Here is a 26,829-nt window from a genome sequence, read left to right on the forward strand (position 1 = left end):
CGGCTACTGGAACCGCCCAGACGAGGAGCGCGCCGTCCACTGATCCCGAATTGGGCTTGATGGATAGCGTCGCCTTGACGACACTATCCGTATGGCACTGATGACGACCCAGCAGGCCGCTGACCGGATCGGCGCCTCGGTCCGCCACGTGCAGCGCTTGGTCGCAGACGGCGGCCTGGTGGCGATCGGTACCGACCGCATCGACGCCGAGTCCGTCGCCCAGTGGATGGCCCAACGCGCGGGCAGCCGGGTGCGCGCATGGGAGGAGCCGACAGCCTGGGCCGCCGTCGCGCTCCTCGAGGGCGAGCCGGCTCAGTGGCTCGGGCAGGCGCAACGGTCACGCCTGCGCTCGGCGCTCACTGACGGAACCACCGCTGAGCTCACCGCGCGGACCCGCAACCGGGCGGAGGTCCACCACTTCCATGCGCATCCGCGTGCGCTCGGACACCTGACTCGCGACGTCATCGATCCCGGGACGACGCAGGGCATCGGCGGGCTGACCAGCGCGACGGACCGGCTCGACGGATACGTCGACGAGGGCGCCCTACGCCGCCTGGAGCAGCGCTACCGGCTGGACCCCGATCCCTCCGGCAACGTCACCCTCCGGGCGACGAACATGAGCGCGGACGTCGTGGAAGCGCTCGCCCAGGGACGCCGGCACGTGCTCGCGGCGCTGGACCTCGCGACGTCCACCGATGCCCGGGAGCGCTCGGCTGGTCACCGGATCCTCGACCGCGCCCTGGAGCGGCTGCGTGGCTGACGTCCTCCGACCACCGACCCCGGCAGGCGGCTGGGCCCGGCCGTGGCCGGATGTCGCCGAGCTGGCCGCAGCGGTGCCTGCTGCGACGTGGACGCTGATCGGCGGACTGATGGTGCAGCTCCACGCCGTCGCGGCGGGCCTTCCAGTGGTGCGGCCGACCAATGACGTCGACGTCCTGTTGCACGTCGAGACCGGCCGGGGTCGAGCCGCCCAGGTGGCCCACGGACTGGAGGAGCTGGGCTACGAGTTGGCGCCGAGCATCGATCCGCGCACGGGTACGGCCCATCGCTTCGTCCGGGGACAGGCGGTCGTCGACCTCGTGAGCTCCGATGCCGAGCGCTCGGTCGTCGACGTCGTGGCCGCCGACCATGCCCCGCCCAGCACCCTGGAGCGGATCCGGGGCTACGACCTCGTGCAGGTCGAAGGCGGCACCCAGGCGCTACGCAGGACCGTGCTCGCCGAACTGGAGATCACCGGATCGGCCCCGACCACGGTCAGCGTCCCGGACGCGTTCGGGGCCCTCATCCTCAAGGCGGCGGCGCACAAGACGGATACCCGCGATCGCGACCGCCACCTGACCGACGCCGCTGTCCTGCTCGCCTGCGTCGACCCGTTCGAGGAGCGAGCGTCCTCAGGCAGCGACCGATCCCGCCTGCTGCACCTCCGCGAGCACCTGGCCGATCCGACCGCGCCGGCGTGGCTCCCACTCCCGGACCAGGCCCGCCGCAACGGCCGGTCGGCCCTCGACCTGCTGTGCGTTCATCGCTAGCAACTCAGACCCCCTTCAGCGGGACGGCTCGCGTGGACGAGGCGCAGACCCCTGATGTGTCACAGCTGGAGGTGCGGCCGGAGCGCCTCGTCGACCAGGTTCGCTTCGATCCCCCGCACGGCCTCCAGGTCGCCGGGCGCCCCTCACCTCGCCGTATCGGCCACGCCGTCGCCGGAGCGGGAGTCCCATGCGGTCGGCTCCCCCGAAGCCGCCCACTCCTCCCACGCCTGCTCGTAGTCCCGTTCCAGCCGGGGCTGACGCAGCAGGTGGAGGGCGCGACGGATCGCGGCTGATCTGCTCCAGAGCCGGGCGACCCGGGCGTACTCGTCGACGAACGCGACGTCCTCGTCGCTCAGGTTGATGCTCAGCTTCACCAGCGTGATGCCCCCTGCGTGGCACCACGGTAGGAAGAGGCCGCGACCGTGTTGTCGGTAGCTCGCAGTACCTTCTGCCGACCATGCCGAAGAGCAAGAAGAAGCGCCACCAGCGCCGCCGCCCGGGACAGCGGCCGACGCCGCCCGAGAGGGAGCTCGACGACGCCCTGCGCGCGGGCTTCGACAGTCCCGCGCCGGGTGCGCTGCTCGGGTTCGTCGGCCTGATCCTCAGCGTCGCGGCCGGCGCCCATGACCCTGCCGACAATCTCGCGGAACTGGTCCGGGGCTTGTCAGACCAGGGCCGCACAGAGACGTCGGCGGCCGTCCTCGCGATCGCCACACTCACCGGCGACATCGAGCTGCGCCGGCGGGTCCGCCGGGAGCTGGCCGACCGAGGACAGGTGCTCCCTCGATGGCTCGCGGAACTGGACCGCACCGAACCGTTCGACCGGGCCATCGAGATCAGCACCGTGTACCGGGACGCCGACCAGCTGCTGGTGGGCGTCACCGTGCCCGGTGGCCACCCCCTCACCGCCGTCGTCCTCGTCGACAACGAGCTGGGCGCCTTCGCGGCCGAGGGATACGTCCTGCAGTCACCGCTGGAGGATGCCGTCGCTCTGCTGCTCGAGGACGCCGACCCGGACGTCCGCGTCCGGGACATCCCTCCCGCCGACGCACGCGCCCGCATCGAAGCGGCCCTCCACGAACTGGATCTCGGCCCCGGGAGGGGCGGCTACGAGAGCTGGGCCGAGTCACGCCCCGTGGTCGATTGGATGCTCTCGTTGCTGCCCGCCGGCGGCGACGACGACGTCCTCCGGGAGCTGTCCGAGGACGAACTCGACGAGATCTCCGAGCGCTTCCTTGCGAGCCCGTTCGGGCCGGCGTGGACCGACCACGACCTCCGGCCGCTGGTCGACGAGGTCGTGGCGGCGGGCAGCGCCAACGGGATCGGGGATCCGCTGGTCTGGAGCCCGTACAACGTCGCGAGTCTGTTGGACCCCCAGCGCAGGCATCTGGACCGCGGCACGCCGTCCCTCGACAGGGCACCGGACCTGCTCCGCGACCTGATCCGCTACGGGCACGCCGAGCGCGGCCTTCGGCCCGAGCTCACCACCGCCGCGCTGGCCGCCGTCGACGCCGCCACGGGCTCCTTCCTCCAGGCAGTGCACGAACCGACCGACGCGGACTGACGTCCTGCTCCCGTTCGAGCATCGGCGGTCAGACGCCGAGGTGCGCCAGGGCCTGCAGCAGCAGCGTGCTCTGCCCGTGCATCAGCTCGGCGAGCACGGCGGGATCACGCGCCTCCAGCGGTGTGAACCAGGTCAGCTCCAGCGCGTCCTGCTGCGGCGCGCAGTCGCCCTCCACCGGCACGACGTAGGCCAGCGAGACCGCGTGCTGCCGGGGGTCGTGGAACGGCGTCACCCCGGGGGTCGGGAAGTACTCGGCCACCGCGAACGGCTGCGGCGCGGGCGGGATCCGCGGCAGCGCCAGCGGCCCGAGGTCCTTCTCCAGGTGCCGCAGCAGGGCCGCGCGGATGCGCTCGTGGTACAGCACCCGCCCCGAGACCAGCGCCCGCTTGATCTGCCCGTCCTCACCCGCTCGCAGCAGCAGACCGACCGCGATCACGGTGCCCTGGGTGTCCACCCGTACCGGCACCACGTCGACGTAGACGATCGGCAGCCGCTCCCGCGCCGCGTCCATCTCCTCACGGGAGAGCATCCCGCCACCGGTCGCCGTCGTCAGTTCGGTCATGCGCACTGTCTAGCCAACGCGGCCTTGAGCAACCGCCGTGGGGGTGGACATCGGCCGACGCGCGACGCTCAGAGCTGGAAGAGCTCCGCCGCGGTCAGGTAGGCCGCCCACATCCCTTCCGGGTCGTGCACATCGCCGGGATCGTCCCGCGTCGCCTGGGCCCGTGCGCGCACCGCCCGGCGGGGATCCGCAGCGACGAGGTCGACGCACAGCCCGGCGACGACAGCACTCGCGTCGTGTTCGTCCAGACCGTCGAGGACGAGGCCGTCGTGGAGCAGGGTCGCCGCCTCGAGGAACACCTCACGAGCCATCGCGAGGTCCACCTCGGGCCGCGCCTCGGCCACTGCCTCGGCGGTCGCCAGGAACTGGTCCTGGAACGGTGGGCCCGCGGCGCTGGGCGTCATGCCGGGAGCCTTCCACGCGCTTCCGTCGCGGCAAGCGGATTTGACGCCTGGCCCCCAGCCGGAGGCCCGGCTCTCGCGCGACGTGGGAAGCTTGAGTCATCTGACCGACGGCGACGCGCCCTGAAGGGTTCACCGTCCTTCCCGATCACCTCGGCGCAACCGAGGCACGGGCCGGCCGGTGCTCGTGCACGGACCAACCGAACGAACGGGAACCTCATGGCTTTGATCGCTTGCCCGAACTGCAACAGCGAGGACATCAACGGCACGCCGCAGGCGGACAGCCGCCTGCTGATCCACTGCAACGACTGCGGCACCGAGTGGCTGCGCGGTGAGGCCCGGCGCGACCCGAGCCGCCCCGCCGTCCGCACCATCGACTCGCTGCACGCCGCCTTCGCGACGCCGCACGACGTCCGTCCCGACGTCCGTGAGCGGGTCGACGCGCTCAAGGCGCAGTTCCTCCTCGAGCGTCGCGAGCCCGACCCCGAGGTCGAGAAGTTCCGCGACCGCTACCAGGAGCTGTTCAGCCGCGAGGGCCTGCCGAGCGCGCCCCCGGAGGAGCTCTACGACTTCGCCAACTCCCCCACCGTGGCCAATGCCGGCAACATGTCCGGCTTCAACCGCGCCTGGAAGACCCAGGGTCCGGACAAGGCGGCGCAGAAGGTCCGCGAGACGATCGAGTACCTGCTCTACGGCCCCGAGAGCCTGCGCATCGAGGACCGCCTGACGCAGCTCATCGACGGCAAGAAGGTCGGCTTCCCGTCGTTCAACAAGGAGCCGCTGCTCACCAAGGTGCTCTGCATCGTCGAGCCCGAGCGGTTCCTGCCGGTGCTGAAGTACTCAGCGGCGACCGACGGCAAGAAGGAGATCGCCAAGCTGGTCTTCGACCTGGACCTGCCCCCGGCGGAGAAGGTCGCCTGGACGATCGGGCGCGTGGCCATCTGGAGCAACGACCTGCTCCGCTCGCTGGTCGGCAACGACATCCCCGACCTGCAGCACGCGACGCAGTTCCTGGCCTGGGCCAAGACCCGCCCGGCCGTCTCGCGCGACTGATCAGAGCGGGAGCTCGGCGGACACCCGCCCGCCTCCGGGGGTCGGTCCGGCAACGGCCCGGCCCCCGAGCTCCTCGGCCCGCACCAGCAACGAGCGCAGACCCACCCCCGGCACCCAGTCGGAGGCGCCGGACCCGTCGTCAGTGACCTCCAGGCACAGGGACGACGGGCTGCACCACAGCCGCACCACGCCCCGGGTCGCCGACGAGTGCCGCAGCACGTTGGTCACCGCCTCCGACACGATCCGGAACGCCGCCACCTCCACCGCCGGCGGCAGCCCCTCGATCTCCTCGGGAGCCTCGAGCACCACCTGCACGGAGGTGGCGGAGCCAAGTCGCTGCCGCAGCGCCCCCACCAGGCCCCGTTCCTCCAGCTCCAGCGGACGCAGCCCGTAGACCACCCGGCGGACGTCGTCGATCGCCTGCCGCACCCCGGCGCGCACCTCGCCGAGCAGCCGGTCGGCCGTCTGCGGGTCGCGGTGCAGCACGTTGCTCGCCGCGTCGGCCCGGAACGCGGCGCCGGTGAGCACCGGCCCCAGCCCGTCGTGCAGCTCGCGGTGCAGCCGCAGCCGCTCCTCCGCGTGCGCGCCCACCAGCGCCGCCCGCGACTCCTGCACCTGGCCGGCCAGGTCGGCGGAGTACAGCGCCAGCGCCAGCGGCGTCCCGATCAGCGTCAGCACGCGGCGGTCGGCCGCGTGCAGCGCGTCCTCCCCGCGCCGCAGCCCCACCTCCAGCAGCGCCGCGGACGGCGTCCCCTCGGCCAGCGCCACCTCCGCCCGGCGGGCGCCGTCGGGCAGCGAGCCGGCCGCGGCGACCGCCACCCCGTTCCGCACCAGTGTCAGCGCCGGCAGCCGCAGCGTCTCCCGCGCCTGCTCGAGCACCTCGTCCAGGTCCGCACCCGGCGCCACCCCCCGGGCGACGTCCTCCGCCGCCGTCAGCGCGTCCGCCCGCGAGCCGTAGAACGCCCGGTCGACGACGCGCTGCACCACCGACCGCACCGGGGCGAACGCGAACGCCACCGCCAGCGCGGCCAGGGCGGCGATCCCCCGGTCCGCGTCGTCGGGCACCAGCTGCGACAGGCCCGCCACCAGCCCGGCGTAGACGGCGACCAGTGCGATCGACACGATCAGGTACAGCACCGCCCGCGACACCACGAGCCGGATGTCGAGCAGCTGGTGACGGAGTACGGCGATCGCGATCGCGATGGGCACCAGCACGAAGCTGAGCAGCAGCAGGATCGGGCCGTCCCCGGTGAGCCACCGCTGCGAGTTCAGGACCCCCAGCACCAGCACGGCCAGGATCAGCCACAGCACCTGCCGTCGAACCTGCTCCGGACCCCGGCGGTAGCGCAGCACCAGGGACACCACGACCAGCACCAGGACGAGCACGTTGCTGACGTTGACGACCGCCCACGCGGCATCGGACAGCACCAGGTCCGTCGAGAGAATCGACACCGTCGCCGGGTCCGCCGTCGCCGGCTCGGCACTGAGCACCCCGATGCCGATCTGCACGACCATCAGCGCCACGATCAGCCAGGCCACCGGCCGCCAGCGCGGCGAGGACAGCCGTCCGTCGGGGAAGAGCAGCAGGGCCAGCGGGAACAGCCCCACGATGCCCAGCTGCCAGGCGGCGATGAAGAGCGTGGACAGGGCGCGGACGACAGCGTCCGGCCAGCCGGCGTCCAGCCCGATGGCGATGACCGGCGCGGACGCGGCGGTCGTGAGGTGCCCGAGACCGCAGACCAGGAAGAGCCAGCCCAGCCGGTTGTCGGGCCGCGACCACGCGATCAGCGCCCCCGACCCCAGGAACCCGGCCCCGATGACGCAGTTGGTCAGCGTGTAGCTGTCCACGACGTCCGCCCAGCCCAGCCCGGATGTCACCGAGCCGACGATCGCGGTGAGCAGCAGCGCCGTCCCGATGCCGGTGAGCCCCGCGACCAGGCGCCGGCCGCTCACGACCGCCCCAGCCCGGCGTCACGGGCCAGCACGATCGCCTCGGCGCGGGTTCCGACGGCGAGCTTGGCGAAGAGCGAGGAGATGTGGTTGCCGACCGTCTTGGGTGCCAGCCCCAGCGTCGCCGCGATGCTCGCGTTCCCTGCACCACTGGCCATCCGGTCCAGCACCTGCCGCTCGCGCTCGGTGAGCTGGGGGAAGGGCACGGACTGCGCCGGCCGGTTCAGCCGGCCGAGCAGCGCGCCGGCGACCTCACTGCTCACCACGACCCCGCCCGCGGCGACCGTCCGGATCGCCCGCTCGATCTCCTCCTGCTCGGCGCCCTTCACCAGGTAGCCGCGCGCCCCGGCCTGCAGCGCCTCGGCGACCATCGAGTCCTCGTCGAACATGGTCAGCACCAGGACGGCGACGCCCGGGTGCGCCCGCACGATCTGCCGGGTGGCCTCGACGCCGTCCAGTTCCGGCATCCGCAGATCCATGATCACCACGTCCGGCCGCGTCAGCGCCGTCTCCCGGACCGCCGCCTGCCCGGTGCCGGCCTGCCCCACGACCGCCACGCCCGGCAGCGAGTCCAGCAGGGCGGCGAGCCCGCCGCGGACGACCGGGTGGTCGTCGGCCAGCAGCACACGGATGTCGGTGCCGGTCTCGACCACGGCGCGAATGATGACCGCCCGCGGCCCGCCATGGGCGGGGTCCAGCCCCCACCCGACCCGGGCAACGTCCCCGACCGGGCCCGCTCGCGCGCCCTGGGGACGGGATGACCCCCGGCCCGAGGCTGCCGGTGCGACCGCGGATCCGCCGTCGCGCCGCCGTCCGAGGAGCCTCCCGATGACCACAGCAACCACCACGTACCGACCGCGTACGACCCCCGCCGTCCGCACCGGCCTGGTGCTCGCCGTCCTGCTCGCGCTCGGCGATGTGGCCGCGGGGATCACCACCATCAGCGGCGATGCGGTGGGCACGACCATCGCCGTCGTCGGCGGCCTGCTGGCGCTGGGCACGATCGGCGCCCTCCCCGCCGCGTGGCGCGGGGCGGCCTGGGCGCTGCGCACCGTCGCCGCCACCCGGCTGCTCGGCGCGCTGACCGCGGTGCCGGCCTTCTTCGTGGACGACGTCCCGGCCGGAATGGTCCTCGCCGCAGCGGTCACCGTCGTGGTCGCGATCGTCGTCGTCGTGCTGGTGCTCCCCCGCGGGACCCGGTCATGACCGCCACCGCAAGCCGCACGGCCACGGGGAAGCCGCCGGCCGACGTCCGCCGCTTCGACCGCCGGGTGGCGGCGGTGCTCATGCCGATCGGGCCGGCCGCCGTCGCCGTCCTCCGCTTCGTGCTCCCGGCCGAGCCGGCCACCCATCCCGGTGCGCAGCGGCTCGTCGTGTGGCTCGGCCTGGTAGCCGTGCTGACGCTGCTCCCCGGCGCGCTCGCCGCGATCCGGCTGCTGCGCAGGTACACGCCGCGGCTGGCCACCTGGACGGCCGCGCTGCTCGTGCCCGGCTACCTGGGCATGACGGCGCTGATCGTCTCCGATGCCGCGATCCTCGCCGCCATCGACCTCGGCATGCCGTCGAGGCAGGTCACCGAGCTGTCGGACGCGATCTTCGCCCTGCCGACGATGAGCATCCTGGTGTTGGTCTTCGTCGTCGGGCACATCCTCGGCACGCTGCTGCTCGGCATCGCGGCGTTCCGGGCGCGGTTGATGCCGCGGCCGGTCGCGGTGGCCCTGGCGGGATCCCAGTTCGTCCACCTCGCCGCCTTTCTCGGCGGGTGGCCCCTGCTCGACCTCCTGGCCTGGACGACGACGGCGGTCGGCATGGCCTTCCTCGCTCGCGTCGTGCTCCGCACGTCGGACGACGAGTGGGACCTCCCGCCGCTGCCCCGCTGACCTTCCGCACCTGGCGCTGCCCCGGACTCGACCATGGCCGGGTTGCCTTTCGGCAGGGGACCTCGAGAACGACGATCCCGCGGTGTCAGCCGGCCGATGCGGGGGTGGCCGGGGCAGGGATGGGCGGGGGCAGCGCACCAGGCAACGCCTGGTGCAGCCGCCGCATCCCGGCCAACATCCGGGTCTTGACCGTGCCGAGCGGAACTCCGGTGCGCTCGGCGATCTGCCGCTGCGTGTAACCGCCCCAGTAGGCCAGCACGATCGCCTCCCGTTGCGGGGCCGGAAGTCCCTCGAGCGCCCGCCGCACGGGCAGCGCCCCCATCCGGTCGGAGACCTCGTCGGCGAGGTCGCGGCCGACCTCGGGTTCGGCCGCCCCCTTCGCGAGGACGTCGACGCGACGGCGCTGGGACTCCTCGCGCCGGACGGCGTCCACCGCCTTGTGATGCACCATCGCCAGCAGCCAGGTACCGAACGAGCCCCGCTCCGGGTCGAACGACGCGGGGTTCCGCCAGTGCGCGAGGAACGCCTCCTGGACGACGTCCTCGGCGAGCCCGTCGTCCTTGACGATCCGGCGGGCGAGGGCGAGCGCTCGGGGTGTCCAGCAGGAGACCAGCTCCTCGGTGGAGCCGGCAACCGGGCCGTCGAGAGACCCGGGCTGGTCCGCGGTGATCGTCACGAAAGTAAGTTGCGCACAATCTGCCCGTGCCAAACGGACCGTCACCCGCACGGGCCCGATTGCAACCATGCCGTGACCCGGCCGCTCCCGCGACCGATCAGCGCGAGATCGGCGGGAGCCAGCCGGAGGCGAGCTTCGCGTAGACCGCCTGCAGTGCGGCCAGCGGCGCCATGTGCTCGTCGCTCTGCAGTCGCTGCACCTCGGCGAGGATGCCCTCCCAGTGCCCGGACGGCGCGACTTCCCGCAGCTTGGTGCGGGCAGCGGCCAGCTCCGCGGTGACCCCGGTGACCTGCACGGGCTGTCGCGGGGACGGCGTCGTTCCGACGGGCTCGACCTCCATGGCGCGGAACATAGGGGGTCGGGGCCGCGCGGCGGAAGGACCTGCCGCCGTATCCGACCCCGAGTGGCCAGAGGGGAGGATGAGTCGATGACCGACGCACTGGATCTGCCGAGCGCCGGCCCCGACCCGATGTCCTGGGACACCGCGCTGGCCGCCGTCCTCGGATACGCCCGCGGACGCCGCCCGCTGCACTTCCGTGCGCCTAACTCCCACACCGGGCGCTGGGTGCAGATCCCGGCCTACGGCTACGAGCGGTTCGACGTCCGGGCCAGGTCGCCGCAGCCCCTCGGCGAGCACGACATCCTCACCGCCGAGGGCCTGCACGGCCGGCTCGATCCGGCCGGCTGGGCGGCCATGAAGAGCGTTCTGGACGACGTCCGTCCGCTCGCCGACGCCGTTCTCGAGCGCGCCACCGGCCGGTCCCTCGCCGAGCTGTCGGACGACGAGTTCTCGGTGCTGGCCGAACCCGGCACCGTCGGCGCGTGTCTCCGGCAGATCAACCACCTCGTGCAGCAGGCGCCCGGCGTCTCGGCCAAGCACGTGTCCGCGGCGCTGCACCACCGGTCGCCCGACCTCGTCCCGCTGCTCGTCCGCACCACCCGCTGGCAGCTCCTCCCCCACGTCCGCGAGGGCGACAGCGGCGTGGAGGCGGTCATCCACCGCGAGCTCGTCGCCAACGCCGCCGCCTTCCAGGCGCTGCAGCAGGCGCTGACCGGGCACGACATCCAGCTCACGACCCTCCGGCTGCACGACGTCCTGCTGTGGCTCAGCGGCAGCCTGCGACTGACGCACGCCGTGGCCCTGGGCCAGGACGACGTCCTCGGCCGGTAGGCCGTTGCCCTTTCCGTGCCCACGCGAGGAGAGTGGTCCGCGCGGCGGTGCCGCAGGGGCGTCGCCGCCGATCCCGAGAGGAGTGGTGGCATGTACGCCCGATCCACCACCGTCCGCGGCGACCCGCAGTCCCTCGACAGCGCGATCGCCTACGTCCGCGACGAGGTCATGCCGATGGTCCAGGAGATGCCCGGCTGTATCGGCCTCTCGATGCTGTGCGACCGCGACACCGGCCGGACCATCACCACGTCCGCCTGGGACAGCGAGGAGTCGATGCACAACAGCGAGGGGCCGATCCACGAGATGCGTCAGCGCTTCGCCGAGATGATGGGCGGCTCACCGGAAGTGCAGGAGTGGGAGATCGCCGTCCTGCACCGCGCGCGCCAGGCACCGGACGGCGCCTGTGCCCGGGTCCTCTGGGGCCGTGGGGACCCCGCCGACGCCGACCGCGCGCTGGACGCCTTCCGCATGACGATCCTCCCGCGACTGGAGGAACTGCCGGGCTTCTGCAGCGTGAGCCTGCTGGCCGACCGCGAGAGCGGGCGGGCCGTGACGGCGACGGTCTACGAGAGCCGCGACGCGATGAAGCTCGCAGCCGACCGGCTCATGCCGATGCGCGACGAGTTCGACCGGCAGATGCGCGGCGAGGTCACCGAGGTCGCCGAGTTCGACCTCGTCCTGGCCCACCTGCGCGTGCCCGAGACCGTCTGACCCGAGGGGCCGGCCGGTGCCACGCCGCGGGCACCGGCCGTGGGTCACGGCGTCCAGGAGGGATTGCGCCCGGTCTGGCCGAGCAGCCTGTCGAGCACGGGGGCATCGGAGGGCACCAGCACGACCGGCCCGTACATCCCGTTGCGCATCTCCGGCGCGGACGCGGCGATCTCGACGGCGAAGTCGAGGCACGCCTGCGCGCTCGCCTGATCGGCCAGGTACTCCTGACCGGTGCCGGCGGCGACGTCCCACCCGTGGACCAGCACCTCGTTCAGCGCGACCACGGCGACCGTCGGCCCCGGCATGGTCATGCCCGCGATCTCGGTGGAGCCCTCCCACGCCGACGGCTCCCGCCAGGCGGCCGCCAGCGCGTCGAGCTGCCGGGGCAGCCGCTGGCGCCAGTCCGGCGGCAGCTGGTCGGCGTCGGGGTACGGGCCCGGGGCCTGCGGCTCCTTCTCCGCCGCACCCCGGAAGGCGACGGTCAGGGTGACCAGGTGGTGCAGCAACGCCGCGACCGACGTGTCGGCGCACGGCGTCGGGTCGGCGAGCTGGTCGTCGCGCACCCCCGCGACCACGCGGGCCACCTCGGCGGCCTGCGGGGCGAGGTCCAGAGGCATCGTCATGTCAGGTACGACCTTCCGTCGGGGCCGAGTCATCGCCGGACGGCCGGGGTCGAACAGCGCGATCGGATGATCGGTCGCTCCGCTGAGGGCCAGGTCGGCCAGGATCTCCCCGACCACCGGCACGAACTTGAAACCGTGCCCCGAGAAGCCGCACGCCACCGTCACCTGCGCGTGCTGCGGATGGCCGGCGATGACGAAGTGGTGATCCGGTGTCGTGGTGTACATGCAGGTGACGGCGCTCAGCAGCCTGTTCGGCATCGTCGGGAGCAGCGCCCGCAGGTGCGCGGCGATGAACTCCACCTCCTCCGGGTGCACCTCCCGGTCGATCGTCTCCGGCGTGCACACCTCGCCGCGCCGGAAGAACGCCGCCTTCACCCCGCCGGACTGCCCGTCGATCGCCGGGAAGCCGTAGAGCTGGAGCTCCGGGCCGCCGTGGATCCAGATCGGCTGGCGGTCCGGCACGAACGGGGCGACGCCGCCGTCCGGTTGGAACCAGTACATGACCTGGCGCTCGACGGTGAGCGGCAGACCGAGGTCGGCCAGCAGCTCCGGTGCCCACGCGCCGGGGCAGATCACGAGGTGGTCGGCCGCGTAGGTGCTCGAGGCCGTGGTCACCCGGACGCCGCCCCCGTCCGCCGTCCAGGCGAGCGCCGGCTCGGCGAACCGCAGCTCCGCTCCCCGCCGGCCGGCCAGCTCCAGGTGCGCCGTCACCGTCTCCTCGGGCCGGACGAAGCCCGCGATCTCCTCGTACAGCCCCACCTCGTCGTCGGCCGGAGCCATCGTCGGGAAGCGGCGCCGGATCTCCGCGGCGTCCAGCACCTCGTGCGGCAGGTCCCACTCCTGCGCGGCGCTCAGGCTGCCGGCCACCGTCGGGCTCTCCGGCCGGCCCAGGTACAGGCCGCCGGTCTGCGTCATCAGGCCGCGGCCGGAGTCGACCTCCAGCTGCTCCCACAGCTCGTAGGCCCGCCGCAGCAGGGGCACGTAGGCCGGGTCCTCGAAGTAGGCCTGCCGGATGATCCGCGACCCGCCGTGACTGGAGCCGAGCGCGTGGGCCGGTCCGAAGCGCTCCAGGCCGAGCACCCGGGCTCCCCGCCCGGCCAGGTGCGCGGCCGCGGCGCTGCCCATGCCGCCGAGTCCGATCACGATCACGTCGTAGGGCACGGCCCCAGCTCATCAGATCCTGCGGTCGGCAGCGAGACTGCAGGCGTGAGCGACCCCTTCGATCTCCAGCGGTTCCTCGACGCCCAGGCCCAGACCTACGAGCAGGCACTCGCCGAACTCCGGGACGGCGCGAAGCGCACCCACTGGATGTGGTTCGTGTTCCCGCAGATCGCCGGCCTCGGCCGCAGCGGGATGGCGCAGCGCTTCGCGATCACCGGCGTGGCGGAGGCCCGCGCCTACGCCGCACACCCGACGCTCGGCCGGCGGCTGGTCGAGTGCGCCCGCGCCCTCACCGACCTCGACACCGCCGACGCCGTCGCGGTGTTCGGTCCCGTCGACGCGCAGAAGCTGCAGTCGTCCATGACGCTGTTCGCCTCCGCCGTCCGCGACGAGCCGGTCTTCCGCCAGGTGCTCGACCACTACTTCGACGGCGCGGAGGACGACGCGACGACGTCCCGCCTCTGACTCCTAGTCTTCGACGAGGTAGAGCTGCCACTCCCCCGGCACGCCCTTCAGCTCGGCCCGCCCGTGCTCGGCGAAGCGACCTGGTAGGCGATGTGGGCGTCGCCGCTGCGGACATACCGGGTCGTGGGAGTGTCCACGACGCCACTCTGCTGCGGGATGCAGTTGCCCGCCAGGAGGTAGCCGGTGACGATGGGGGCCGGGTCCCGCAGGGTGTCGAGTCCAGCCGGAGCTGAGCGAACACTCGACGCAGCAGAAGAAGAAGGACGGCGTGACGCTGACGGGCAACGGGCAAGCGGTGCCCGACAGCGAGCGGTGGGCGCCTGGTGAGAACTTCGGCCTGCACGTTCCCGCCGATGTCGAGGCCCTGCTCTCGGACGGTCCGGGTTTCCTCACCCAGGCCTTCCGGGCCTCCGGCGCCTTGTCCGCCGACAACAGCGTCCGTCGCGTCGTCGGCTGGAAGGAGTTCGAGGGGGGCGGCACCGGGAAGAAGCTGCTGCTGACAGTGGCCTACGACGCGCCCGGACCGGGCCTGCCGGACGAGCTGTTCGTCAAGTTCTCGCGCAACTTCGACAACGGGCTCTGGGACAGCGGTCGTTTCCAGATGATCTCGGAAGTGAACGTCGCGGTCCTTTCCCGGTCGCCGGACTTCCCCGTACCGGTGCCGACCGTGCTGTTCGCGGACGTCGACCCGGTGTCCCACACGGGGCTCATCGTCACCGAGTGCATTCCCTACGGACGCAACGGCGTGGAGCCGCTCCACCTCAAGTGCATGGACTACACCGTGCCGGATCAGGTGGGGCACTACGCGGCCATCCTGAGAGGCCTGGCACGGCTGTCGGGAGCCCACCGGGCCGGCCGTCTGTCGCCGGAGTTCGACACGAAGTTTCCGTACGACCGCGAGCGGGCCTCGGCCGCGTACACCGTCCAGGTGCCGGAGGCCAAGGTTCTGCTGTGGGCCACCCGGCTGTTCGAGTTCATCGACCGCTACCCGCAGCTGTTCCCGGACAACGTGCGGACCGGAGAGTTCCGCGACCAGTTCCTGCGGGACATCCCGGACGTGCTCGCCGCAGGTGACCGGATCAGTGCGGTGCTCCACGGGAACCCGGACTTCATCGCCTTCGCGCACTGGAACGCCAACATCGACAACTGCTGGTTCGAGCCGGGACCGGACGGTCTGCTGCTGTGCGGATTCCTGGACTGGCCCAACGCCGGTCAGCTCAGCGTGGCCCGGTCCATCACCGGCGCGATCAGCGGGGCAGAGTCCTTCGTCTGGGACGAGCACCTCGACGAGCTGTTGACCGTGTTCATCGAGGAGTACGCGGCCAGCGGCGGCCCGCTGCTCAGCCTGGACGAGCTGCGGCTCCACGTCCTGTTGATCACAGCTGCCGGCATGGCCTCCTCCATGGGGGCTCCCGTCGCCGTTCCGCGCGAGGTCGAGGACATCGGCGCTCTGGAGAGCGCTCGGGACAGCCGCCTCACCGAGCACGAGAACGCCCGGATCCAGCTGCACATGACGACGAGGATGCTCAACCTGTGGCAGACCCGAGCACTGGGGAACGTGGTCCGCGCGCTCTAGGTCGCAGGCTCCCGGGAGGATTTCCCGGCAGATCGGGACATCTGTATCTGCCGGCCGGGACACGTCTCTTCCTAGCGTGAGACGCATCGTCCCCAGCCGATCCCGAGGTGCCCGATGACCGCCGTGCTCCCGCGTCCGACCCAGCTGCGCATCCCGACGCCGCGGAAGCCGAGCGAGCCGACGACCCGCAGCACGCCCGCGGTCGCCTACCAGCGGGTGCTGCACCAGACGGTGCGCCGCGAGTTCCGCATGCTCGCCGGGCTGGCGAGCTGGGCGCCGGCCGACGACGCCGTCCGCACCGGCGAGATCACCCGGCACGCCGACCTGATCGCCCGCGTGCTGATGCAGCACCACGCCACCGAGCGCGAACTGCTGTGGCCGGCGCTGTTCCGCAGCCTCCCTGACCCCGAGGCCGCGCGGGACGTCGTCGCCACCTGGACGAGCCGAACCGCCCTGCTCGACCACACCCTCCGCGACCTCTCGACGGTCGCCCGGCAGTGGGCGGTCGCGGAGACGGCGCCTGCCCGGGACGCGTTCGTCCGCGCCTGCACCCGCCTGGCCGACGCCGTCGAGGAGGCCACCCGGGCGGAGGAGCGGGACCTGCTGCCGCTGCTGTCGGAGTACCTGCCCGACGGCGAGTGGGCCGCGGTCACCCGCGCCGCGACGACGACGCTCACCGGCCGCGAGCAGATGCTCGTGCTCGGTCTCGCGCTCGAGGACGCCTCCGCACTCGACCGGGCCCGCCTGCTCGCCGGCCTCTCCCCCGCTGCGCGCACCGCCTGGCGGGTCGTCGGTCACCGGAACTTCCACGCCGCCGTCGTCCGGCTGCGGGGCGCTCCGCCGGCTGCCTAGGAACCGAGCATCTGCGCCCGGATGTCGGGCTTGAGCACCTTGCCGATCTTGGAGCGCGGCAGGTCCGCCCAGATCTCCACCTGCTTCGGTGCCTTCACGCTGCCGATCCGCTCCTTGACGAACGCCTGCACCTCGGCGGCGTCGAGCTCCATCCCGGCGCGTGCCTGCAGGACGGCGACCACGCGCTCGCCCCACTTCTCGTCGGGCAGCCCGATCACCGCGCAGTCCTGCACGCCGGGGTGCGCCATCAGCGCCCGCTCGACCTCGGCCGAGTACACGTTGAAGCCGCCGCTGATGATCATGTCCTTGGCGCGGTCGACGAGGTACAGGAAGTTCTCCTCGTCGAGGTAGCCGATGTCGCCGGTGTGGTGCCAGCCGAACAGACTCGCCTCGGCCGTCGCGTCCGGGTCCTTGTGGTAGCCGGCCATGACCAGCGACCCACGGACGACGACCTCGCCGCGCTCCCCCGCCGGCAGCAACTCGCCCTCCGGCGACATGATCGCGACCGTCACCAGCGGCGTCGGCCGCCCGGCCGACGACAACCGCTCACGGGCGATCGAACCGTCCGGCCGCAGGTGCTCGGCCGGCGCCAGCGTCGACACCATCATCGGCGCCTCCGACTGCCCGAACAGCTGCCCCATCACCGGCCCGATCCGGGTGATCGCCTCCTCCAGCCGGTCGGCCGAGATCGGCGCCGCCCCGTACCAGAGGCACTGCAGCGAGCTCAGGTCCGTGGTGGAGAGCGCCGGGTGCGCCAGCAGCATGTAGATCAAGGTCGGCGGCAGGAACGTGTGCGTCACCCGCTGGCGCTCGATCAGCCCGAGGAACTCGCCGAGGTCCGGCGCCGGCATCACGACCACCTCGCCCCCCAGCGCGAGGACCGGGAAGCACAGCACCCCGGCGGCGTGGGTCAGCGGCGCGAGGGCCAGGTACACCGGCCGGCCCTCGAACGGATAGCTCATCAGCGTCAGCGCCGACATCGTCTCGACGTTCCGCCCGGTCAGCCGCACCCCCTTCGGCCGGCCCGTCGTCCCTCCGGTGCCGACCAGCATCGACACGTCGTCCGGCGGCTCGACGTCGTCCTCGACCGGGTCGGCGCCGTCCACCCATTCCTCCAGCGACGGGTCCTCCGCACTGAGACCCAGGCAGACGAGCGTCGTGAGCAGCGGCAGCCGGTCGCGGATCTTCGCCACGAGCGGCGCGAAGGTCGGCTGGTAGAGCAGCACCCGGCAGTCGAAGAGCTCGAGGAGTTCGCGGTTCTCCTCCGCCTCGTTGCGCGGGTTGACCGGGCACCACACCGCGCCGGCGCGGGCGATGCCGAAGACGCACGCGAACGACGTGGGGTCGTTGCCCGACAGGATCGCGACCGAGTTCCCCGGCCGGACGCCGGAGCGCACGAGCGCCCCGGCGACCCGGCGGGAGAGGTCCTGCACCTCGGCGTAGGACAGCGATCGCTCGCCCATCGTCAGGCAGGGCGCGTCCGGCCCGAGCGAGACGCCCTTGTCGAGGTACGCGACGAGACTCATGACCTGCTCATCGGTGCTCGGTCACCACCGGGTCGAGCACGAGCCCGAACTGGCGCAGCACACCGAGCAGCTGCCGGTGGCCGAACGCCTGGCAACCGGACGCGAACCCGGCCCGCAGCGGGGGCTGCTGCAGCAGCGACATCGCGGCCCAGGCCTGCATCAGCCCGGTCTGCTTGTAGTTGCTGTTGCCGTGGATGACCACGTGCTTGCGGCCCAGCGGCCCGGAAGCGTGCACCGAGTCGACGGAGATGTTCAGCCGCGGGTTCTCCCTCGGCGGCATGCCCGATGCCCACTGGTCGGCCACCGCCGCGAGGGCGTCGTCCCACTGCTCGCGCGGCAGGGTCTTGATGTCGGCCTCCACCGCCGCCGTCGTGGCGACGACGGCCTCCATCACGGGCCGGTTCATCACCCCGCCTGCCACCTTGACGTTCGCCACGCGCGGGTCGTTCTTGAACCACACGGGATGGCTGGTGCCGCCCCACGGGACGGTGAGCCCGAGCTCGTGCTGCCCGGGGACGACGACGTCCCACTTCGAGAGCGGGTCGACCTTCACGTACTGGTTCTCCTGGAGGTGGAACCAGTCCGCCTTGAGGATGGTGAAGATCGTCTGCGTCGAGGCGTAGGTCGGGAAGCCCTTCCACAGCACGAGGACGTCGAGGGTGTCGAGGCCCGGCGTCTCGAGGGCGATGTTCGCGGCGATCTCGCCGGTCGTGTACATCTGCGCGATCCCGGGCGAGAGCAGCAGCCCCTTCTCGGCGAACGTCGTCCCGAAGCGGTCCTGGGCGGCCATCACCCAGTCCTGCTCGCCGGTGGTGTCGAGGTAGTGCGTGCCGGCGGCGGCGCAGGCCTCGACCACCTCGGGCCCGAACTTGATGAACGGGCCGACCGTGTTGCAGACGACCTTCGCGCCGCTGAACAGGTCGGTCAGCGCCTCGACGGTGTGCTCGACCTCGACGATGTCGTGCTCGGCGGTCTCGATGCCGGGGAGCTTGCCGATCACGTCCTGCAGCAGGTCCTTGTTGCGGCCGGCGGCGACGAACGGGACGCCGAGCTCGCGCAGGTACTCGCAGATCAGTCGGCCGGTGTAGCCGGAGGCGCCGTAGACGACGACGGGCTTCGTGCTCATGACCCCATCCCCCCGTCCACTGCCAGGCCGGTGCCGTTGACGAAGCGGGAGGCGTCCGACGCCAGGAAGACGACGGCGTCGGCCATGTCGGCCACCTCGCCCAGGCGTCCGGACGGCGTCAGCGCGACGACGGTCTCGACGCATGCCTCGACGCTCGGGAACAGGCCCATTTCGACCGACTGGACGGCCAGGTTCATGCCCATCGCGGTCGGCACCAGGCCGGGGTAGACGCAGTTCACGCGGACGCCGTAGCCGAGCTTCCCCGACTCGGCGGCGGCGATCCGGGTCATCCGGTCGACGGCGGACTTGGTGCCGGAGTAGCCGGCGATCCCCGGGAAGGCGATGGTCGCGGCGACCGAGGCGATGTTGACGATCGAGCCGCCGTTGCCTGCCGGCCCGCCCGGCCGCATGGCCCGCAGGCCGTGCTTCATGCCCAGCGCCGTGCCGACGACGTTGACCTCGAGCATGCGGCGCAGGTCGCCCGGGTCGAGATCCACGACGAGCGAGGAGATCTCCAGGCCGGCGTTGTTGATCAGGATGTCGAGTCCGCCGAGCTCGCCGACGGTGGCCGCTACCGCCTGCTCCCAGCTCGCCTCGTCGGTGACGTCGAGGTGGATGAAGCCGGTGGTCGCGCCGGTCTTGCCGATGAGCTTCGCGGTCTCGGCGCCCTCCTCGTCGAGGAGGTCGCCGATCATCACCGCCGCGCCGGCGCCGGCCAGCGCCTCCGCCATGCCCTGCCCGAGGCCGCGGGCACCCCCGGTCACCAGTGCCTTCCGTCCGTGCAGTTCGAAGACCGACATCCCCTGCTCCTCGCCGTTGAGAGCCCGCACCGGCTGACGAGCCGGTGTGATGGCGGTCATGCTTCTGCTGGTTTTGGACGACTGTCAAGACTTTCCTTGACACTCGTCAAGAACTCTCCCGTGCCGGTAGGCTCCGGCTGGGCGGGCGCCTCCTGCGCGCCTCGGAACCGAGGGAGAACCGTGGGATCCGCAGTCGCCGAACGGCTCGAGGGACGCGCCGTCGACAAGGTCGCCCAGCGCCGCAGCGAGCTCGCCGCCGCCACCCTCAAGACCCTCTCCGAGCTGGGGTACGCGCGCACCAGCCTGCGGGAGATCGCCGCGAACTCCGAGTTCTCGCACGGGGTGCTGCACTACTACTTCCGCGACAAGGTCGACCTGATCACCCACTGCGTGCGCGAGTACAAGGCGCAGTGCGTGACCCGTTACGACCAGGTGGTGGCGAGGTCGTCGTCCGCGGCCGAGCTCGCCGCAGGCTTCCTCGACAAGCTGGCCGAGACGCTCGTGCAGGACGCCGCCATGCACCGGCTCTGGTACGACCTGCGCGGTCAGTCGATGTTCGAGGAGTCCTTCCGCGCCGACGTCGCCGAGATCGACCTGAGCCTGGAACGGATGATCTGGCGGGTGCTGTCCCGGTACGCCGAGCTCGCCGGGGTTCCGCTGGACCTCACGCCGCCGACCGCGTACGCCGTCTTCGACGGGCTGTTCCTGCAGGCGCTGCTGAGGCAGCTCGCCGGTGACCCGGACGCCGCCCGCGACCTCCGAACGGCCGTGGCGGCCGTGATCAGCCGGCTGGTTCCTGCCGCCTGACGGCGATCCAGCCCTCGGCGCTGCGGAGCGGCGCCTTCAGCACCTTGCCGCCGGCATTGCGTGGCAGCGGGCCGCCGATCACCCGCACGAACTGCGGCACCTTGAAGTCGGCCAGCTGCTTCCGGGCGAAGGCGCACAGGGACGGGACCAGGTCCTCGGCCGTCACGCCCGGCCGGGCCAGGACGACGGCACCGACCTTCTCCCCCATGACCGGGTCCGGGACGCCGACGACCGCGACCTCCAGCACGTTGGGGTGTGCCGCCAGGACGTTCTCCACCTCGACGCTGTACACGTTCTCGCCGCCCCGGTTGATCATGTCCTTCGCCCGGTCGACGATCCGCACGATCCCGTCGTCGATGCGGGCGAGGTCTCCGGTGTGCAGCCAGCCGTCGACGAAGGTCTCCGCCGTCCGCACCGGGTCGTTCCAGTAGCCGGCGACGACGTTCGGCCCACGGATGAGCAGCTCGCCGACGTCGTCCGGCCCGTCGATGCGCAGGTCGTTCACCGGCGTCGGGAAGCCGACCGCGTCGGCGTGGTCGAAGGCGTACTCGTGCGGCAGGAAGGTGGCCAGCGCCGAGGTCTCGCTCAGCCCGAATCCGTTGCCGAGGCGGGCGCCCGGGAACGCGGTCCTCAGCCGGTGCACGAGCTCGGGGGCGATCGGGGCGCCGCCGTAGCTGAGCGTCCGGACGGAGGAGACGTCGGTCGTCGCGAGGTCGGGGTGCCGCAGCACGAGCTCGTAGATGGTCGGCACGCTGGTGAGCAGCGTGATGCCGTGCTCGGGGATGGCCTTCAGGAAGGACGCCGGGTCGAACCTCGGCATGATCACCGACGTCCCGCCCACCGCCGCCTGGGTCATCATCTGCGAGTTGCAGCCGGTGACGTGGAACAGCGGGACCGAGATCTGCGTCGCCTGGTCGGGGTTCCGCGGCAGCTCGCGGCACCGGATGACGTTCTCGACCGTGGTCAGGAAGTTCTCATTGGTGGTCATCGCGCCCTTGGGCCGGCCGGTCGTGCCGCTCGTGTAGAACAGCGCGGCCACGTCCGTGTGCTGTGAGTCGGGGAGGTCCCCCGGCTCGCCGTCGGGCAGCGGCTCCCCCGGTCGGACGACGTAGGCCGCCCCGGCGTCCAGAAGGATGAACTGGGCCTCCGCCTCGACCAGCCGGGTGTTCATCGGGACGACGACGCCGCCGGCGAGGTGGGTCCCCCAGAACGCGAGCAGCCAGTCGACGCCGTTGGGCAGCTGGACGGCGACCCGATCGCCGACCCGCACGCCGGCGTCCCGGAGTCCCCCGGCCACCCGCATGGAGCGTTGCCAGAGCTCCGACCAGGTGAGGGAGGGGCCCCCGAGCTCGACGACGGCCGTGCGGTCGCCGCGCACCGCCACGTTCGCGAGAAGCAGTCGGACCAGGTTGACGGGCAGGTTCGTGTACCGGCGGATGCCGTCGGCACCGACCTCGATGCCGCTGCTGTCGAACGGGCTCGTCATCTCGCCATTCTGCGCCCGTGAGCCGCGTCTCTCCGACGGGCGTAGCGGGCCGCGGTCGGCGACAGTTGGCCCGTGAGTGATGACAACAGCGGGTCCGGTTACGTCGCCGACGGCCAGGAGTACCAGCGCGACTCGAAGTACATCTCCGACCGGATCACCGCCGACGGTTCCAGCGGCTGGCCGGTCGAGCCGGACCGCTACCGCCTGATCGCGGCGCGGGCCTGCCCGTGGGCCAACCGGTCGATCATCGTCCGCCGGCTGCTGGGCCTCGAGCCGGTTCTCTCGATGGGGCTGACCGGCCCGACCCACGACGAGCGTTCGTGGACCTTCGATCTGGACCCCGGCGGGCGCGACCCGGTGCTCGGGTACGAGCGGCTGCAGGAGGCGTTCTTCGCCCGCGACCCTTCGTACTCGCGCGGGATCACCGTGCCGGCGATCGTCGACGTCCCCACCAAGGCCGTCGTCACCAACGACTTCGCGCAGATCACGCTCGACCTCTCCACCGAGTGGACGGCGTACCACCGCGACGGGGCACCCGACCTGTACCCGGAGAAGCTGCGCGACGAGATGGACGAGGTCATGCAGCGCGTCTACACCGAGATCAACAACGGGGTGTACCGCTGCGGGTTCGCCGGCTCGCAGCGCGCGTACGACAAGTCCTACGAGCGGCTGTTCGCGGGTCTGGACTGGGTGTCTTCGCGCCTGGAGGCCCAGCGGTTCCTGATGGGCGAGACGATCACCGAGGCCGACGTCCGGCTGTTCACGACCCTGGCCCGCTTCGACGCCGTCTACCACGGCCACTTCAAGTGCAATCGGCAGAAGCTGACCGAGATGCCGGTGCTGTGGGCGTACGCGCGCGACCTGTTCCAGACGCCCGGGTTCGGCGACACGACCGACTTCCCGCAGATCAAGGAGCACTACTACGTCGTCCACAAGGACATCAATCCGACGCAGATCATCCCGGACGGTCCGGACACGTCGGTGTGGCTGACTCCGCACGGACGCGCGGACCTGGGTGGCTCGCCGTTCGGCGACGGGACGCCGCCGGGGCCGGTCTTCCCGGGTGACGAGGTGACGGCCGACCACGGCGCGGGAGGCGTTCCGCACCGCTGAGCGCCTGTGGATAACTCTCGGGCAGGTCCGCGTCGCCTGCCACGGTGACCGGCATGACGAAGCCGCCGCTCGCCGAGGTCCCGATCCGCTCCGCCGCCGAACTGACCGACCGCTGGGCCGCCGTGCTCGAGCCGCCGATCCTCGGCGCCCACAGCCTCTGGCTGATGTGGCTGCACGAGGACGGCCGTCCGCTCACGGTGATCCTCCCCGTCGAGGACATGCCGCGGCTGCCGAGCCACGCGCTGCTGTCGGGGCTGCTGGCGGTGCACGAGGGCATCTCCGACGAGCACCTGGACGGCGGCGGCCACCTCGCGCTCGCGCTGTGCCGGCCGGGCCGGCCGGACATCACCGAGGACGACGACGCGTGGGTGGGGGCGCTCAGCGAGGTGCTCGACGACCGGATCGAGGGCACCTGGAGCCTGCACCTGGCCGCCGGCGGACGCGTCCAGCCCCTGATCGACCTGCCGTCATGACCGTCGCCTCGGACGTGCGTCCCCGCCATCGCACTCGCTCCATCTGCCTCGGGGCGATCATTACCAGCGCGTGTGTAGCGGCCGGCGCGACCCTGGCGCAGTCCACCCTGCCGGCAGCCCCGACGCCGACCAATGTCGCGCTGGCCTTCTTCGAGGCCAGCTTCGCCAACGACGGCCCTGGCGCATGGGCCCTGCTGTGCAGGCCGACTCGCCTCGCAATCAGCGACGACGAGACCTATACCGGGGAGCTTGACGAGCAGGACAACGCCGGCCCCCCCGACGTCGACATCTCGGTCGGCGACATCCATGGGGTAGCAGGACCGGACGGGCCTGCGGCCGCCGTGACCGTCACGTTCACCTCCGAGCATGGCAACCCCGAGGACCGTGAGTTGAGCCTTGAACTGCAGGTCGTCGAAGAGGACGGGGAGTTCCGCGTCTGCTTTCCAGGGTTCACCGAATCGTGAACACGGCCGAACTGGTCGCCGATCGTCATCGACCCCTCTCATGATCTGGCCTTCTCCACTAGCCGCGGACGTCGACCGGCGGGACGTAAGCGCTCCATCCGGAAGGGCATGGTCCGGCCTTCGTCGTTGCCGCCAGTTCTGCTGCGGCTGCTTGGACGCTGCCCGAAGTGCCGACGCCCACCAACATCGCGCGTTCCTATGCCGAGGTGCGGTACGACCGCGACTGGGCGGCCGCGTGGCAGCTGATGTGCTCTTCGAGCCGTTCCGACTGGGGTGACTACGCCACCTATGCCGAGACCTCGGAGTACGTGTTCGAGTACTACCTTCATCCCGTCGGACGTCGACGTCTCGGTCGTCGACTTCCACGGTGCGGACAAGCGTGGTGTCCCTGCCATGTCCGTAGCTCTCACACTCACGTCCGGCGAGCGGTGGGAAATCGGTGGCGACCTGGATGTCGTCGAGGAGGACGGCGAGTTCCGCGTGTGCGGCTCGGGGCCGAGTCGTCGGTGAGTTGAGTAGGGCAGTCGCTTCCCCCTCGTTCAGTGCGGTCACCCGATCCGGCGACGGTGGTGTCGTTGTCCACAGTTCCGGGACGACCGCGCCTCGGACCTGCGTACCCTCCCGCTGTGCGTGATCTTCGATGGGCAATCGCCGGTCTGGTCGTGGGGACGACGCTGCTCAGCGGCTGCTCGGAGAAGGTCGAGGCCAACGACACCCTGCCCTTGACGAGCGCCGCCGAGACCACCGAGGCCCTGCCCGACCTCGGCCCAGCGGACTTCCCCGTCCCCGACGACGCCCGCACCAAGGACGCCGCCGGCGCCGAAGCCTTCCTGCGCTACTGGATCGATCTGCTCAATCACCAGCGCCCGCTATTGGACAGCGACCCCCTGCGCGCACTCGGCCCGGAGTGCCGAGACTGCTTGCGGATCGCAGACAACTACGACGAAGCAGTCGCGTCGAGCCAGCGCTACGAGGGCGGCGAGCTGACCCTGAACGATGTCACCGAACCTCAGCTGAGCGGGGACGAAGCATCGATCACCTTCGGCGTGCGACAGGAAGCGGTCCGGTTGGTAGACGCCGCCGGCAATCCCGTCGACGATGGCCTTCCTGTTCAGACCAATCTAGGTTCCGGCATCACTCTGCTCTGGTCGGAAGACGACCAATCTTGGCTCGTTTCCAGCGTGACTCTCGGATGAGGGCTAAATCTTTGCGCTGGCTACTTGGCGTCGCCGTGATCGGGTCGCTGTTGGTCGTCACACCCGCCGCCGCTGCCTGCAAGTACGACGGCGGATGCCCCGTTGAGCTGAACGACGGCGCGGCCAACATCAACGTCCAGGGCGCTCTCGTGAACGAGGTGATCGGCGTCGCCGGTCCCGAGATCGGCCAGTACGCCTGGCGACTCCTCGATCGATGCGTGGCAGCTGCCAACGCCCGGGACTATTGCTCACCCGCCGATGTCCGGACGTGCCCGCAACAACCAGATCGGGTCATCGGCTGGTTCGTCGTCGAGCGTCGGCCGATCGTTCCAAGCCAGGGACCCGCCGCTGTGCTGGTTCCGGACGGATTCAATCCGGGCGACGTGCTCGGTGACTGGAAGCTCTTCAACGAAGGCTGCTACGACGTCACGCCGTTGAACCCGCCGCCGTCGGGAGCTGAGGTCTTCAGCTACTTCCAGCGGCTCCCGCTGCCGACGCTGACCACCCAGCACCAGCCGCCCGGCGACGGGCTCACGGGACTGCCGGTGATCTTCTACACCGACTCCCCCACCACCCAGACCTTCACGGTCGACATCCGTGGGTTCAGCGTCGTCATCGTCGCCACGGCCGAGCGCTACACCTGGCACACCGGCGATGCGGCCGGCGAAGTCACCAGCACGGAGCCCGGCAGGCCGTACCCCGACCAGACGATAGAGCACTCGTACCGCTCCGGCACCTACACGGCCTACCTGACCGTCACGTGGGGCGCGACGTTCACCGTGAACGGCAGCGCGCCCGCCGACGTCCCCGGAACCACGACCACCGACGGCCCGCCGGTCACGTTCGACGTCCTGCAGGCGCGGGCTGTTCTGACCAACCCGTACGACTAGGTCAGTCCTCGACCACCGCCGCGACGGCGTCGGCGAGCAATTGCTGCCCCTCGTCGGTCGGGTGCACGTCGTTCGGCAGCACGAGACCCGCTGCGATGGAGTCCCCGCCGGAATCAGTCGCCCGAGCCCGGAACGCCTCGTAGCCGTCGGCCACGTCGGCACCGTTGGCCGCCGCCACCTGCGCGAGCCCATTCCCGAGCACCTGCGTCGCCGTCCCGAATGCGTCCGAGTAGTTCAGCGCGTAGTAGGTGACGACGACGATCTGCCCGTGGTAGTGCCCGCGCAGCGCCTTCAGGATCGTGTCGAGATTGCCCTGGATGGTCTGGGCGAGGCTCTGGATCTCCGCCGGACTCGAGCAGCGGTCGGCCGTCGTCTGCTGGCAGAGAAATGCGTCGTTGGCGCCGATCTGGAGCGTCACCAGTTCGACGTCCTCGTTCTCCGTCAGCGTGTTCACGGCGAAGTCCACCTGCGACTGGTCGAGCGCGTCGTAGCGGACGTGCAGCGGGTACGCCGTCCGGTATCCGAAGCCGGACTGCAACGAGTTGTCACAGCCGTTGCTCTGCGCGGTGATGTCCAGGAAGCTCGCCGTCGTCTCGCCGGGGCAGGACGCGTTCATGACCTCCAGGCCGAGTTCCTCGGCGACCAGCTCCGGATAGCCGACGAAGTTCTCGGGATCGGAGAACTCGGCGCTCGCCCCGCGGTAGCCGAACGGCACCGAGTCGCCCAGCGCCAGGTACGAGCCGGCACCCGCTTCGCTGCTCGGCGCCGCGCTGG

Annotated in this window: 30 protein-coding genes; 17 read left to right on the forward strand and 13 right to left on the reverse strand. The window is 71.5% G+C overall.

The features are described 5' to 3' along the window. The first annotated feature begins 91 nt into the window (after positions 1-91). Positions 92-760: a helix-turn-helix domain-containing protein gene (locus tag E4P38_RS14005; protein ID WP_135132422.1), complete on the forward strand. Its 669-nt coding sequence runs from the start codon at positions 92-94 to the stop codon at positions 758-760. Next, entirely contained in the window at positions 753-1,529 is a 777-nt protein-coding gene (locus E4P38_RS14010; RefSeq protein ID WP_135132423.1) for a hypothetical protein, read from the forward strand. The genes E4P38_RS14005 and E4P38_RS14010 overlap by 8 nt, the downstream gene beginning before the upstream one ends. Positions 1,530-1,672: 143 nt before the next feature. Here the strand turns inward: E4P38_RS14010 and E4P38_RS14015 are convergent, their stop codons facing one another. Then, on the reverse strand, positions 1,673-1,903 hold the full coding sequence (locus E4P38_RS14015; RefSeq protein WP_135132424.1) for a ribbon-helix-helix protein, CopG family: 231 nt from the start codon (positions 1,901-1,903) through the stop codon (positions 1,673-1,675). Positions 1,904-1,986: 83 nt separating this feature from the next. Here E4P38_RS14015 and E4P38_RS14020 point away from each other — a divergent pair, with 83 nt between their 5' ends. Beyond that, positions 1,987-3,093, forward strand: coding sequence for a hypothetical protein (locus tag E4P38_RS14020; protein WP_135132425.1), 1,107 nt, complete (start codon positions 1,987-1,989; stop codon positions 3,091-3,093). Positions 3,094-3,121: 28 nt separating this feature from the next. Here the strand turns inward: E4P38_RS14020 and E4P38_RS14025 are convergent, their stop codons facing one another. Together E4P38_RS14025 and E4P38_RS14030 are read right to left on the reverse strand one after the other, a co-directional pair. Then, positions 3,122-3,655: a DUF4916 domain-containing protein gene (locus E4P38_RS14025; RefSeq protein ID WP_135132426.1), complete on the reverse strand. Its 534-nt coding sequence runs from the start codon at positions 3,653-3,655 to the stop codon at positions 3,122-3,124. 68 nt (positions 3,656-3,723) lie between these two features. Continuing rightward, positions 3,724-4,059, reverse strand: a complete 336-nt coding sequence (locus E4P38_RS14030; protein ID WP_135132427.1) for a hypothetical protein — start codon at positions 4,057-4,059, stop codon at positions 3,724-3,726. A 216-nt stretch (positions 4,060-4,275) separates the two neighbouring features. Between E4P38_RS14030 and E4P38_RS14035 the strand changes: the two genes are divergently transcribed. Further along, on the forward strand, positions 4,276-5,109 hold the full coding sequence (locus E4P38_RS14035) for a hypothetical protein (RefSeq protein ID WP_135132428.1): 834 nt from the start codon (positions 4,276-4,278) through the stop codon (positions 5,107-5,109). Here E4P38_RS14035 and E4P38_RS14040 read toward each other — a convergent pair whose 3' ends face one another. Together E4P38_RS14040 and E4P38_RS14045 are read right to left on the reverse strand one after the other, a co-directional pair. After that, positions 5,110-7,062 (reverse strand): sensor histidine kinase, encoded by a 1,953-nt coding sequence (locus E4P38_RS14040; protein WP_135132429.1) that lies wholly within the window; start codon positions 7,060-7,062, stop codon positions 5,110-5,112. Beyond that, the gene (locus E4P38_RS14045) at positions 7,059-7,712 is read right to left on the reverse strand and encodes a response regulator transcription factor (RefSeq protein WP_245161020.1); all 654 of its coding nucleotides are present in this window, start codon (positions 7,710-7,712) and stop codon (positions 7,059-7,061) included. The genes E4P38_RS14040 and E4P38_RS14045 overlap by 4 nt, the downstream gene beginning before the upstream one ends. 175 nt (positions 7,713-7,887) lie before the next feature. Here E4P38_RS14045 and E4P38_RS14050 point away from each other — a divergent pair, with 175 nt between their 5' ends. Further along, positions 7,888-8,265: a hypothetical protein gene (locus tag E4P38_RS14050; protein ID WP_167760560.1), complete on the forward strand. Its 378-nt coding sequence runs from the start codon at positions 7,888-7,890 to the stop codon at positions 8,263-8,265. Beyond that, complete coding sequence (locus E4P38_RS14055; RefSeq protein WP_135132431.1) at positions 8,262-8,939, forward strand: hypothetical protein; 678 nt, start codon at positions 8,262-8,264, stop codon at positions 8,937-8,939. Before E4P38_RS14050 ends, E4P38_RS14055 begins: the two co-directional genes overlap by 4 nt. An 85-nt stretch (positions 8,940-9,024) precedes the next feature. On the opposite strand, the gene E4P38_RS14060 is transcribed toward E4P38_RS14055, so the two are convergent. Together E4P38_RS14060 and E4P38_RS14065 are read right to left on the reverse strand one after the other, a co-directional pair. Continuing rightward, complete coding sequence (locus tag E4P38_RS14060) at positions 9,025-9,615, reverse strand: sigma-70 family RNA polymerase sigma factor (RefSeq protein WP_245161021.1); 591 nt, start codon at positions 9,613-9,615, stop codon at positions 9,025-9,027. A gap of 97 nt (positions 9,616-9,712) precedes the next feature. Continuing rightward, positions 9,713-9,955 carry a hypothetical protein gene (locus E4P38_RS14065; RefSeq protein WP_135132433.1) on the reverse strand — a complete coding sequence of 81 codons (243 nt, stop codon included), beginning with the start codon at positions 9,953-9,955 and terminating at the stop codon, positions 9,713-9,715. Positions 9,956-10,042: 87 nt separating this feature from the next. On the opposite strand from E4P38_RS14065, the gene E4P38_RS14070 reads away from it, so the two are divergent. Beyond that, the gene (locus tag E4P38_RS14070; RefSeq protein ID WP_135132434.1) at positions 10,043-10,786 is read left to right on the forward strand and encodes a DUF6308 family protein; all 744 of its coding nucleotides are present in this window, start codon (positions 10,043-10,045) and stop codon (positions 10,784-10,786) included. Positions 10,787-10,876: 90 nt separating this feature from the next. Continuing rightward, complete coding sequence (locus E4P38_RS14075) at positions 10,877-11,497, forward strand: antibiotic biosynthesis monooxygenase (RefSeq protein ID WP_135132435.1); 621 nt, start codon at positions 10,877-10,879, stop codon at positions 11,495-11,497. Positions 11,498-11,541: 44 nt separating this feature from the next. Here the strand turns inward: E4P38_RS14075 and solA are convergent, their stop codons facing one another. Next, complete coding sequence (solA, locus tag E4P38_RS23220; protein ID WP_245161022.1) at positions 11,542-13,281, reverse strand: N-methyl-L-tryptophan oxidase; 1,740 nt, start codon at positions 13,279-13,281, stop codon at positions 11,542-11,544. A gap of 45 nt (positions 13,282-13,326) precedes the next feature. Between solA and E4P38_RS14085 the strand changes: the two genes are divergently transcribed. The 3 genes from E4P38_RS14085 to E4P38_RS14095 all read left to right on the forward strand — a co-directional run bounded on the left by E4P38_RS14085 (position 13,327) and on the right by E4P38_RS14095 (position 16,174). Beyond that, on the forward strand, positions 13,327-13,746 hold the full coding sequence (locus E4P38_RS14085; protein ID WP_135132436.1) for a DUF1810 domain-containing protein: 420 nt from the start codon (positions 13,327-13,329) through the stop codon (positions 13,744-13,746). A gap of 268 nt (positions 13,747-14,014) precedes the next feature. Continuing rightward, the gene (locus E4P38_RS14090) at positions 14,015-15,322 is read left to right on the forward strand and encodes a hypothetical protein (protein WP_135132437.1); all 1,308 of its coding nucleotides are present in this window, start codon (positions 14,015-14,017) and stop codon (positions 15,320-15,322) included. 114 nt (positions 15,323-15,436) lie between these two features. Beyond that, positions 15,437-16,174 (forward strand): hemerythrin domain-containing protein, encoded by a 738-nt coding sequence (locus E4P38_RS14095; protein WP_135132438.1) that lies wholly within the window; start codon positions 15,437-15,439, stop codon positions 16,172-16,174. Here the strand turns inward: E4P38_RS14095 and E4P38_RS14100 are convergent. Genes E4P38_RS14100 through E4P38_RS14110 form a run of 3 tightly spaced genes read right to left on the reverse strand, consistent with a single transcriptional unit; the run spans position 16,171 to position 19,686 of the window. Next, a complete protein-coding gene (locus tag E4P38_RS14100) occupies positions 16,171-17,700 on the reverse strand; it encodes a long-chain fatty acid--CoA ligase (RefSeq protein WP_135132439.1) in 1,530 nt (509 codons plus the stop codon). The two genes, E4P38_RS14095 and E4P38_RS14100, sit on opposite strands and share 4 nt — an antisense overlap. A 7-nt stretch (positions 17,701-17,707) precedes the next feature. Further along, the gene (locus tag E4P38_RS14105) at positions 17,708-18,826 is read right to left on the reverse strand and encodes a DUF5938 domain-containing protein (protein WP_135132440.1); all 1,119 of its coding nucleotides are present in this window, start codon (positions 18,824-18,826) and stop codon (positions 17,708-17,710) included. Then, on the reverse strand, positions 18,823-19,686 hold the full coding sequence (locus tag E4P38_RS14110) for an SDR family oxidoreductase (RefSeq protein WP_245161023.1): 864 nt from the start codon (positions 19,684-19,686) through the stop codon (positions 18,823-18,825). Before E4P38_RS14110 ends, E4P38_RS14105 begins: the two co-directional genes overlap by 4 nt. Positions 19,687-19,806: 120 nt before the next feature. Here E4P38_RS14110 and E4P38_RS14115 point away from each other — a divergent pair, with 120 nt between their 5' ends. Then, positions 19,807-20,433, forward strand: coding sequence for a TetR/AcrR family transcriptional regulator (locus tag E4P38_RS14115; protein ID WP_135132441.1), 627 nt, complete (start codon positions 19,807-19,809; stop codon positions 20,431-20,433). Here the strand turns inward: E4P38_RS14115 and E4P38_RS14120 are convergent. Beyond that, positions 20,408-21,919, reverse strand: coding sequence for an AMP-binding protein (locus E4P38_RS14120; protein WP_135132442.1), 1,512 nt, complete (start codon positions 21,917-21,919; stop codon positions 20,408-20,410). The two genes, E4P38_RS14115 and E4P38_RS14120, sit on opposite strands and share 26 nt — an antisense overlap. Positions 21,920-21,991: 72 nt before the next feature. On the opposite strand from E4P38_RS14120, the gene E4P38_RS14125 reads away from it, so the two are divergent. From E4P38_RS14125 to E4P38_RS14145, 5 genes are all read left to right on the forward strand, one after another. Further along, positions 21,992-23,032 carry a glutathione S-transferase C-terminal domain-containing protein gene (locus E4P38_RS14125; RefSeq protein ID WP_135132443.1) on the forward strand — a complete coding sequence of 347 codons (1,041 nt, stop codon included), beginning with the start codon at positions 21,992-21,994 and terminating at the stop codon, positions 23,030-23,032. Positions 23,033-23,085: 53 nt separating this feature from the next. Further along, positions 23,086-23,505 carry a hypothetical protein gene (locus E4P38_RS14130; protein ID WP_135132444.1) on the forward strand — a complete coding sequence of 140 codons (420 nt, stop codon included), beginning with the start codon at positions 23,086-23,088 and terminating at the stop codon, positions 23,503-23,505. Next, positions 23,502-23,969 (forward strand): hypothetical protein, encoded by a 468-nt coding sequence (locus E4P38_RS14135; protein WP_135132445.1) that lies wholly within the window; start codon positions 23,502-23,504, stop codon positions 23,967-23,969. The genes E4P38_RS14130 and E4P38_RS14135 overlap by 4 nt, the downstream gene beginning before the upstream one ends. A 626-nt stretch (positions 23,970-24,595) precedes the next feature. Beyond that, positions 24,596-25,165 (forward strand): DUF6318 family protein, encoded by a 570-nt coding sequence (locus tag E4P38_RS14140; RefSeq protein ID WP_135132446.1) that lies wholly within the window; start codon positions 24,596-24,598, stop codon positions 25,163-25,165. A 35-nt stretch (positions 25,166-25,200) separates the two neighbouring features. Then, a complete protein-coding gene (locus tag E4P38_RS14145) occupies positions 25,201-26,055 on the forward strand; it encodes a hypothetical protein (protein WP_245161024.1) in 855 nt (284 codons plus the stop codon). A 1-nt stretch (position 26,056) separates the two neighbouring features. Here the strand turns inward: E4P38_RS14145 and E4P38_RS14150 are convergent, their stop codons facing one another. Beyond that, positions 26,057-26,788 carry an SGNH/GDSL hydrolase family protein gene (locus E4P38_RS14150; protein WP_135132448.1) on the reverse strand — a complete coding sequence of 244 codons (732 nt, stop codon included), beginning with the start codon at positions 26,786-26,788 and terminating at the stop codon, positions 26,057-26,059. Positions 26,789-26,829 lie beyond the last annotated feature (41 nt).

The sequence above is a fragment of the Blastococcus sp. CT_GayMR16 genome (genome assembly GCF_004570875.1).
GTDB lineage: Bacteria > Actinomycetota > Actinomycetes > Mycobacteriales > Geodermatophilaceae > Blastococcus_B.

What these genes read in the sequence shown, in the direction of transcription:
- E4P38_RS14005 (WP_135132422.1), top strand. Translation starts at nt 92, where the DNA reads ATGGCACTGATGACGACCCAGCAGGCCGCTGACCGGATCGGCGCCTCG.
- E4P38_RS14020 (WP_135132425.1), top strand. Translation starts at nt 1,987, where the DNA reads ATGCCGAAGAGCAAGAAGAAGCGCCACCAGCGCCGCCGCCCGGGACAG.
- E4P38_RS14025 (WP_135132426.1), bottom strand. Translation starts at nt 3,655, where the DNA reads ATGACCGAACTGACGACGGCGACCGGTGGCGGGATGCTCTCCCGTGAG.
- E4P38_RS14030 (WP_135132427.1), bottom strand. Translation starts at nt 4,059, where the DNA reads ATGACGCCCAGCGCCGCGGGCCCACCGTTCCAGGACCAGTTCCTGGCG.
- E4P38_RS14035 (WP_135132428.1), top strand. Translation starts at nt 4,276, where the DNA reads ATGGCTTTGATCGCTTGCCCGAACTGCAACAGCGAGGACATCAACGGC.
- E4P38_RS14050 (WP_167760560.1), top strand. Translation starts at nt 7,888, where the DNA reads ATGACCACAGCAACCACCACGTACCGACCGCGTACGACCCCCGCCGTC.
- E4P38_RS14055 (WP_135132431.1), top strand. Translation starts at nt 8,262, where the DNA reads ATGACCGCCACCGCAAGCCGCACGGCCACGGGGAAGCCGCCGGCCGAC.
- E4P38_RS14065 (WP_135132433.1), bottom strand. Translation starts at nt 9,955, where the DNA reads ATGGAGGTCGAGCCCGTCGGAACGACGCCGTCCCCGCGACAGCCCGTG.
- E4P38_RS14070 (WP_135132434.1), top strand. Translation starts at nt 10,043, where the DNA reads ATGACCGACGCACTGGATCTGCCGAGCGCCGGCCCCGACCCGATGTCC.
- E4P38_RS14075 (WP_135132435.1), top strand. Translation starts at nt 10,877, where the DNA reads ATGTACGCCCGATCCACCACCGTCCGCGGCGACCCGCAGTCCCTCGAC.
- E4P38_RS14095 (WP_135132438.1), top strand. Translation starts at nt 15,437, where the DNA reads ATGACCGCCGTGCTCCCGCGTCCGACCCAGCTGCGCATCCCGACGCCG.
- E4P38_RS14100 (WP_135132439.1), bottom strand. Translation starts at nt 17,700, where the DNA reads ATGAGTCTCGTCGCGTACCTCGACAAGGGCGTCTCGCTCGGGCCGGAC.
- E4P38_RS14105 (WP_135132440.1), bottom strand. Translation starts at nt 18,826, where the DNA reads ATGAGCACGAAGCCCGTCGTCGTCTACGGCGCCTCCGGCTACACCGGC.
- E4P38_RS14110 (WP_245161023.1), bottom strand. Translation starts at nt 19,686, where the DNA reads ATGACCGCCATCACACCGGCTCGTCAGCCGGTGCGGGCTCTCAACGGC.
- E4P38_RS14120 (WP_135132442.1), bottom strand. Translation starts at nt 21,919, where the DNA reads ATGACGAGCCCGTTCGACAGCAGCGGCATCGAGGTCGGTGCCGACGGC.
- E4P38_RS14130 (WP_135132444.1), top strand. Translation starts at nt 23,086, where the DNA reads ATGACGAAGCCGCCGCTCGCCGAGGTCCCGATCCGCTCCGCCGCCGAA.
- E4P38_RS14135 (WP_135132445.1), top strand. Translation starts at nt 23,502, where the DNA reads ATGACCGTCGCCTCGGACGTGCGTCCCCGCCATCGCACTCGCTCCATC.